The organism is Ilumatobacter sp., assembly GCF_049588435.1.
Taxonomy (GTDB): domain Bacteria; phylum Actinomycetota; class Acidimicrobiia; order Acidimicrobiales; family Ilumatobacteraceae; genus Ilumatobacter_A.
In genome coordinates this window covers 1-7,756 of sequence record NZ_JBAVYV010000423.1, presented here as the reverse complement: position 1 = coordinate 7,756, position 7,756 = coordinate 1, and the positions used below count along the sequence as shown (strand labels likewise).

At 67.4% G+C, this 7,756-nt stretch carries 5 protein-coding genes; 2 read left to right on the top strand and 3 right to left on the bottom strand.

Features of this window, described 5'->3' with window-relative positions; translation table 11 throughout:
- Window positions 1-174: 174 nt before the first annotated feature.
- Together treY and WBV89_RS16110 are read right to left on the bottom strand one after the other, a co-directional pair.
- Window positions 175-2,514 (bottom strand): malto-oligosyltrehalose synthase, encoded by a 2,340-nt coding sequence (gene treY / locus WBV89_RS16115; protein ID WP_423982367.1) that lies wholly within the window; start codon window positions 2,512-2,514, stop codon window positions 175-177.
- Between the two features lie 93 nt (window positions 2,515-2,607).
- Window positions 2,608-3,045 (bottom strand): GNAT family acetyltransferase, encoded by a 438-nt coding sequence (locus WBV89_RS16110; protein ID WP_423982366.1) that lies wholly within the window; start codon window positions 3,043-3,045, stop codon window positions 2,608-2,610.
- Window positions 3,046-3,148: 103 nt separating this feature from the next.
- On the opposite strand from WBV89_RS16110, the gene WBV89_RS16105 reads away from it, so the two are divergent.
- Window positions 3,149-4,561 carry a sugar porter family MFS transporter gene (locus WBV89_RS16105; RefSeq protein WP_423982365.1) on the top strand — a complete coding sequence of 471 codons (1,413 nt, stop codon included), beginning with the start codon at window positions 3,149-3,151 and terminating at the stop codon, window positions 4,559-4,561.
- Between the two features lie 27 nt (window positions 4,562-4,588).
- Here the strand turns inward: WBV89_RS16105 and WBV89_RS16100 are convergent, their stop codons facing one another.
- Window positions 4,589-6,991, bottom strand: a complete 2,403-nt coding sequence (locus WBV89_RS16100) for an MMPL family transporter (protein WP_423982364.1) — start codon at window positions 6,989-6,991, stop codon at window positions 4,589-4,591.
- 112 nt (window positions 6,992-7,103) lie between these two features.
- Here WBV89_RS16100 and WBV89_RS16095 point away from each other — a divergent pair.
- A partial coding sequence (locus tag WBV89_RS16095) for an SDR family NAD(P)-dependent oxidoreductase (RefSeq protein ID WP_423982363.1) occupies window positions 7,104-7,756 on the top strand: 653 nt, incomplete at its 3' end.

Sequence of the window (7,756 nt, the reverse complement as noted above, 5' to 3'; positions counted from 1 at the left end):
GCTCGTCCTCAACTTCGGTGATGCGCCGCACCGCGACGCCTGGACCGAGTCCGGCCCGATCGTCGCCGACTCCTCGGCCGCGCAACCCGCCACGGTCGCCGCCTGGTCCGCCCGCCTCCGCATCGGACAACTGGTGTCAGGCACCAGTTGACCGAGGCACCAGTTGACCGAGCGTCAGCGGTCGGTGCGTTCGAGGACCGCGAGGCCGAGGTCGCCGAGCAGGTCGGTGAGTCGGACCGCTCCGCCGGTGATGATCGGGGCGTCGTCGTGCAGGAGGCTGCGCCACGCTCCGATCGGAAGCAGCAGCTCGGTGGGAGGATCCACCGGCGGGAGAGATGGGCGCGTCGTCACGAAAGCGAGCACCGCGCCGTCGGAGTCCGACCGGGCGTAGGCGAGCACCTCGTCGGCGCCGGGTCCCGATGACGGAACCTCGGCGTAGTCGGCGCCGACGCCGAACGCTTCCGGTCGACGGGTGCGCAATGCGAGGATCCGCGAGGTCATCACCGTCCGCGCCAGGTCGATGCGGCCGTCGCCGAATGCAGTCGCAGTGTCGGACGTCGAAACCCCGTCGACGAGGTCCCGCAACCGCTCCCAATCGGGCGGCGTCCGGTTGTCGGGGTCGACGAGGCTGTACAGCCCGCGCGGCGATCCCTGATAGAGATCGGCGAACCCGGGGCACGTGAGTTGCACGGCGAGCAATGCGAGGTCGATCCGCGCGCCGTGGATCTCGATCTGCGATGCGAGCGCGCCGAGCGCTTCGGCGTCGCCCGTGATCTCCGCGACCAGGACGTCAGCCAGGCGGTGCAGCGCGTCCTCGACATCCGGGTCGGGTTCGGTCCACGAGGTGACCCGGTCCGCCTCGCGAGCCGCCTTGACGAGGTAATCGGTCAACCGATCGGTCGTGAGGGGGCGGGCCGTCACCGCCGTCTGGAGGGCGAGGAGGAGGAGCCCCGCGTCGATGGATGCGGTCAGGTCGCGGTGTCGCACGGCCCAGGAGTCGACCAGTTCTGCCCACTCCGATCCCTGAGCAGCCAAAGCGATCGATCGCGCGCGGACACCCTGCGAGCGCTTCGTGTCGTGGGTCGTCGAGGCAAGCATGCCGATCGGGTCCTCCCGTTGGCGCAGGGCCGCACTGCGATGGAAGTCTCCGATCGGAGTCGAGAAGATCCCGGGCGCTCCGCCGACCTCGCACAGCGCAGCGAGCGGGAAGTACCGGTAGAACGCGCGGTCCTCGGCGCCCTTCGCCATGACCGGACCACTCAGTTCCTGCCACCGCCGCAGCGCGTCCTCGTCGTCGCCGAACACACCGACCACGCGGTCCAGGACGTCGGGCAGGCATGTTGCTCGAGCACGCGCGACCGCCTCGTCGAACACCGCCCGCGACGCGGCGTCCGCGGGAAGGTACGTCCGATACCGGTCGAGTGCCACCGTGAGTTCGACGAGCGCCGAGCGTGACGCCCCACTGTCGTCGCCGTCGACCGCGCGCACGAGTCGGTCGAGATCGGGAGCGAGCCCCTCGTCGAGCACCTCGTGACGGGCGCGGGTCTCGAGCGTGTGGAAGTCGACGTCGTCGACCCACGAGGTCCAGGTGTCCATCAACGGCTGCTCGGCGGTCGGGTCGAGGAGCGTGTGCTCGATCGCCGTGATGTGTTCGTAGCCCGTGGTCCCGTCGACCGGCCATCGCTCGGGCAACGTCTCGCCGGGCGCCAGGATCTTCTCGACGAACAGGAGCCGGTCGTCGAGGATCTCGCGCAGACCGTCGAGGTACCGACCGGGCTCGGCGAGACCGTCGACGTGGTCGACGCGGACCCCGGCGAACGCGGGATGCTCGACGAGTCGACGCGGAATCGTGTCGATCGTGGCCGCCACCTCGGGATTCTCGACGCGCACGGCGACCAGATCGTCGATGGTGAAGAAGCGGCGGACGTTGCGTGCCGGATCGCGCCACCAGGACAGCGTGTAGTGCTGGTGTCGAACCGCCTCGCGCACGTCGAGTCGCTCGGTGCCCGCTGCGAGCGGGAAGCGCAGCGGGCCGTATCGGAGCTCGGGTCCGCGAGCACCGGTGCCGGTCGTGATCGCTCCCGCATCGAGCACATCGGTCAGTGGCTCACCGAGCCGGGGGATCACGACCGTGCCGCCACCGCCTGCCCAGTCGACGTCGAACCATCGCGCTGCACTCGACGACGGACCGTCGCGGAGCATCGTCCACCAGGGTTCGTTCAGCTCCGCGCGCTCGACCGAGACGTGGTTCGGGACGTGATCGATGATGACGCCCATCCCCCGATCGCCCGCCGCATCGAGGAGTCCGACCAGTGCCTGTTCGCCACCGAACTCGTCGCGCACGCGGGTGTGATCGGTCACGTCGTACCCGTGCGAGCTCGTCGGCACCGCCTGCGCGATCGGAGACAGATAGAGGTGCGACACGCCGAGCGCAGCGATCACGTCGAGTTGCTCCCGGGCGGCATCGAAGCCGAATTCGGGCGTCAGCTGGAGTCGGTACGAGGCGGTCGGCACCGTGCGATCGTTCGGGGACACAGGACACGATCACACACTCCGACCCGATGCTGCACATGGCATCGTCGTCTCGGGCCGGCCGCGGTCACGCGATCATTCGGCTGCTTCGTCGTCGACAAGACGTTTGCCCATGCTCACGACGTGGTCGACCGCGTACCCGAGACGCTCGTAGAACTGGACCGCCACTGCGTTGTCGGACCGGATCTGCAGATTGATCTTCGGGCAGCCGAGCACGTCGAGCCGTTGCTCCGCGTTCTCCATCAGGAGCCGGCCGATCCCGCGCCGCTGCAGATCCGGATCGACCGCGAGGTAGTTGATCCAGCCGCGGTGGCCGTCGTAGCCCAACATCACCGTCCCCGCCACACGCTGACCCTCCGTGGCGACAAGGAACATCGAGGTGTCGTCGGCGCATTTGCGATCGACGTCGCGGCTGGGATCGTTCCACGGTCGGACCAGACCGCACCTCCTCCACAGGTCGATCACGTGCGCGCGATCGGGCTCACGAAACGTTCGAATCGATGGCGCGGGCATGGGCCATGATTGCCTCGCGGCTCACCTCCGCCGAAGTGCATTTCCGCATCCGGCCAGCCGACTACGGTCACATCGCCGGGAAATCATCGATCGGGGGAATCGAATGTCGCGGGGAAACGACCTGAAGGAGCCGACGCAGGAGCAACGTCTCATCCTCGGTCGATGGCCGTTCTGGGCGACGCTCGTCGGTGCGGTGAGCATCACGTCGGGTCTCGCGTTCGGCTACGACCAGGGCGTCATCGGCGGCGCGATCGGGTTCATGCAGGACGAGTTCGGCTTCGGCAGCTTCGTCGAGGGAATGATCACCAGTTGGGTCACGATCGGTGCGCTGTTCGGCGCACTGTTCGGCGGAGGGCTCGCCGATCGCTTCAGCCGCAAGCGAGCGCTGATCTTCGCGGCATACCTGCTCGTGTTCGGCAGCCTGGTCCAGGCCTTTGCACCGGGTGTGGTGGTGTTGATCGCCGGGCGGTTCATCATCGGCGCCGGAGTCGGTATCGCATCGGTCGCCGCTCCGATGTACGTCGCGGAATCCGCGCCTGCCGCCCTGCGCGGTCGCTACGTGTCCGGCTACCAACTCGCGATCACGATCGGAATCTTCGTCGCCCAGTTCGTCGACTACGGATTGAGCGAGGAGGGCACCTGGCGATTGATGGTCGGGCTCGGTGCCGCAACCGGTGTCCTGCTGCTGCTCGCCGCGTACCAGGTCCCCCACAGCGCCCGCTGGTTGATCTCGGTCGGACGGCGTGAGGACGCGGCGGAGTCGATCCGCAAGGTCCGCGGACCCGACGAGGTCGACGCCCAGCTCGCCGCCATCGAAGCCGACCTGTCCGACCAGCCCTCGTCGCAATGGAGCGATCTCCTCGTCGGCGGCGCCCGCCGCGCTCTCGTCATCGCCGTGGGACTCGCGATCATCCAGCAGATCACCGGGATCAACGCGGTGATCTACTACTCGAACGAGATCCTCGCCGAAGCCGGCTTCGAGACCGCGTCGGCGCAGGCCGGTGCGTCGTTGATCGCTGTCGGTCTGGTCAACGTCCTCGCAACGTTCATCGCCCTGGCGTTCGTCGACCGGCTCGGCCGCCGGCCGCTGTTGATGGCGGGGATGACGGGAATGCTGGCCGGTCTGCTCGGACTCACCGTCACGTTCCTCTACGAGACGACGCCCGGAGACACACACTCGATCCCCGGCTCGCTGGCGCTGATCTCGATGGTCGTGTTCATCGCCTCGTTCGCGTTCTCCCTCGGACCGGTCGTGTGGACGATCATCTCCGAGGTGTTCCCCAACCAGGTGCGTGCCAAGGGCATGTCGGCCGCCACCGCGGTCAACTGGGGTGCCGCATTCGTGTTGACGCTCGTGTTCCCGGACATGCTCGACATCATCGGCCACTCGGGCACGTTCGGACTGCTCGCCTTCTTCACCGTGGTGTCGATGTACTGGGTGTGGCGGATGGTCCCCGAGACCAAGGGCAAGACCCTCGAAGAGGTTTCGGCGATGTTCGCCGACGAAGCAGGCTGAGGGCGTCCGGTCGCGGAGGCCGAACCGTCAGGAGCCCTGGTCGACGAGGACGCGCTCGTCGACGTCGGAGGCGTGATCGTCTCCCGGGCCTTCGACGTTGAGGCTGGGGAGGATCCGGTCGAGCCACTTCGGCAACCACCAGTTCTTCTCGCCGAGCAGTTCCATCGTCGCCGGCACGAGCAGCATGCGCACGAGCGTCGCGTCGAGGAACACCGCACTGGCGAGGCCGAGGCCGAACATCTTGATGATCCGGTTGTCCTCGAGCACGAAACTGCCGAACACGACGACCATGATCGCGGCCGCTGCCGTGATCACACGGGCGGTGGCGGCCAGGCCGTCGGCGACGGAGGTGACGGCGTCACCGGTGCGGTCGTACTCCTCCTTGACTCGCGAGAGGAGGAAGACCTCGTAGTCCATCGAGAGGCCGAACACGATCGCGAAGAGCATCATCGGCAGGAACGGTTCGATCGGGCCGCTGCCTGTGCCGAAGATGTCGATCCCCCATCCCCACTGGAACACGACGACCACGAGGCCGTACGCCCCACCGATCGACAGCAGGTTCATGATCACTGCTTTGAGCGGCACGAGAATCGAGCGGAACACCATCATCAGCAACAGGAACGACAGCGTCAACACCGCTGCGAAGAAGAACGGGATGCGTTCGCCGAGGTAGCTGCTGAAGTCGACGCTCGACGCGACCGAACCGGTCACCGAGACGTCGAGACCGGTGCCGTCGGTCGCCGCCGGAATGACGTCCTCGCGAAGATTCTGGACGAGGTCGCTCGTCGCCTCCTCCTGCGGACCGGTGGTCGGGATGACGATGATCTGGATCGCCGCCTGATCGTCGGACGGGATCGGTCCGAGGGCACGGACGACACCTTCGGTGCCGTTCAGTGTCTCGACCAGAGCAGCAGCGCTCTCGAACTGGGCGGGGTCGTCGATCTCGGACACGAGCAGCAGCGGGCCGTTGCTCCCCGCACCGAAACCTTCGGCGCTGAGCTCGTATGCCTGGCGAGTCGTGGTGTTCTCGGCGTAGGTCGACTCATCGCCGAACCCGAGGCGCAGACCGAGCACCGGCGACGCGAGCAGCAGGAGGAACAGCGTGACGCTGATCGCGACCGGCCAGGGGCGGCGCTGCACGAACCGGCTCCACCGATAGGACCAGGTGTCGCGCAGGTCACGATGGGCACGGGGCGGAAGGGCCTCGCGGAGCTTCGGGACGAACAGCGACAGGATGAGCGTCCCGACGAGCACGACGAGGCCGATGAGACCGAGGATCGGGAACCCGATTCCGACGCCGAGCAGACCGATCGCCGCACCGCCCGCCATGATCAGCCCGCGGTACCTGGTGATCTCGACTCGCTCCTGCGCGAATCCGATCAGTGCCGGCAACAGCGTGATCGACGCGACCATGGTGATCGCGACCGTGACCGCTGCACCCGTGGCGAGGCCGTTGATGAAGGCGAGCCCGATGACGTACATGCCGAGCAGGGAGATGACCACCGCCGAACCGGCGAAGACGACCGCGCGTCCCGCCGTGTCGATCGCGGTGACGGTCGCGCGTTCGGGGTCGAGCCCCGCCCGGGTTCCCTCGCGGTAGCGGGTGACGATGAAGAGCGCGTAGTCGATGCCGACGCCGAGGCCGATCATCGCTCCGAGCGTCGTGGCGAAGTCGGGAATCGACAGCACGTTGGTGAGGAGCTGGATCGTGCCGACGCCGATGCCGACACCGAACAGTGCGACGCCGATCGGCAGGCCCATCGCGAGGACCGAGCCGAACGAGAGGATCAGGATGACGACCGCGAACGCGAGACCGATCAACTCGGCCTCCGGCGGCTCGAACTCTGCGAGTGCAGCGCCTCCGACCTCGATGGTCAGGCCGTCGACGTCGATGTCGGCGACGAGTTCGTTCACCTCGACACCGATCTCGGCCGATTCGGTCTCGGAGACGTTCTCCGCGAAGTCGATGGTGGCGCGCGCGATCGTCCCGTCCTGGGAGACCAGGCCGGACTGCGCGCCCAGCTCGGTGTAGGGGCTCGTCACGGTGACGCCGTCGATCGCATCGATCTCGTCGAACAGATCGGTCATCGCCGCCTGCACATCGGGATCGTCGACCCCGCCGGTCGCCTCGTAGACGATCGAGCCGGAGATGAAGCTCCCCGCGCTGGCGAAGTGTTCGGTCAACACCTCGAAGCCGCGCGCCGACTCCGAATCCGGGCTCTCGAACGAACTGTCCGACGACGTGCCGACCGTGGCGACGGCGCCGAAGACGAGCACGAGCAATCCGATCCAGGAGAGCAGCACACCCCGGCGGTGGCGGAACGAGAAACCACCGAGTCGGGCCCAGATCGACGGCCCTGAGGAACCACCGTTTCCAGGCTCTGATTCCAGGGGCATCTCCTGGCGATCCGCGGTGGTCGGGCTGGTCATAGTGGAACATGCTGTTGACTCGGGTTCCCCGATGCAACCGATCGACTGTGTGTCTCGCGTCACGCGCTCGCCCAGGTCGTCCCCGGAGAGCGCGGCTGACGACACTGGGTCGATGACCGACACGACAACCGGAATGATGAACGGCAAGACGGCGATCGTCACGGGAGGCGCCAGCGGGATCGGCGAGGCGACCTGTCGTCTGATGGTCGCGGAGGGCGCGCGAGTGGTCGTCGCCGACATCCAGGACGCGAAGGGCGAGGCCGTAGCCGCCGACCTCGGTGACTCCGCGGTGTACCGCCACGTCGACGTCACGTCGGAGGACGCGATCCGCTCGGTGGTCGACGAGACCGTCGAGCTGTGGGGACGGCTCGACTGCATGTTCAACAACGCCGGCATCGTCGGCGCGGTCGGTCCGATCGACGAGATGCCCCTCGACGAGTGGCAGTTCTCGATCGACGTCCTCCTCAAGTCGGTGTTCCTCGGCTCCAAGCACGCCGCCCGGGTGATGAAGCCGCAGGGCTTCGGGGTGATCATCTCGACGAGTTCGGTCGCGGGGATCCAGGGAGGTCTGGGCCCCCACGCCTACAACATGGCCAAGACCGCGATCGTCGGGTTCACCAAGAACCTCGCTGCCGAGTTGGGTCCGTTCGGCGTGCGTGCCAGCGCGATCGCGCCCGGCAAACACAACACACCGATGAACGCCGACGTGATCTTCGGTGATCCCGACGCCCTCGACCGCTCGCTCGAGTACTTCTCCACCAAGGG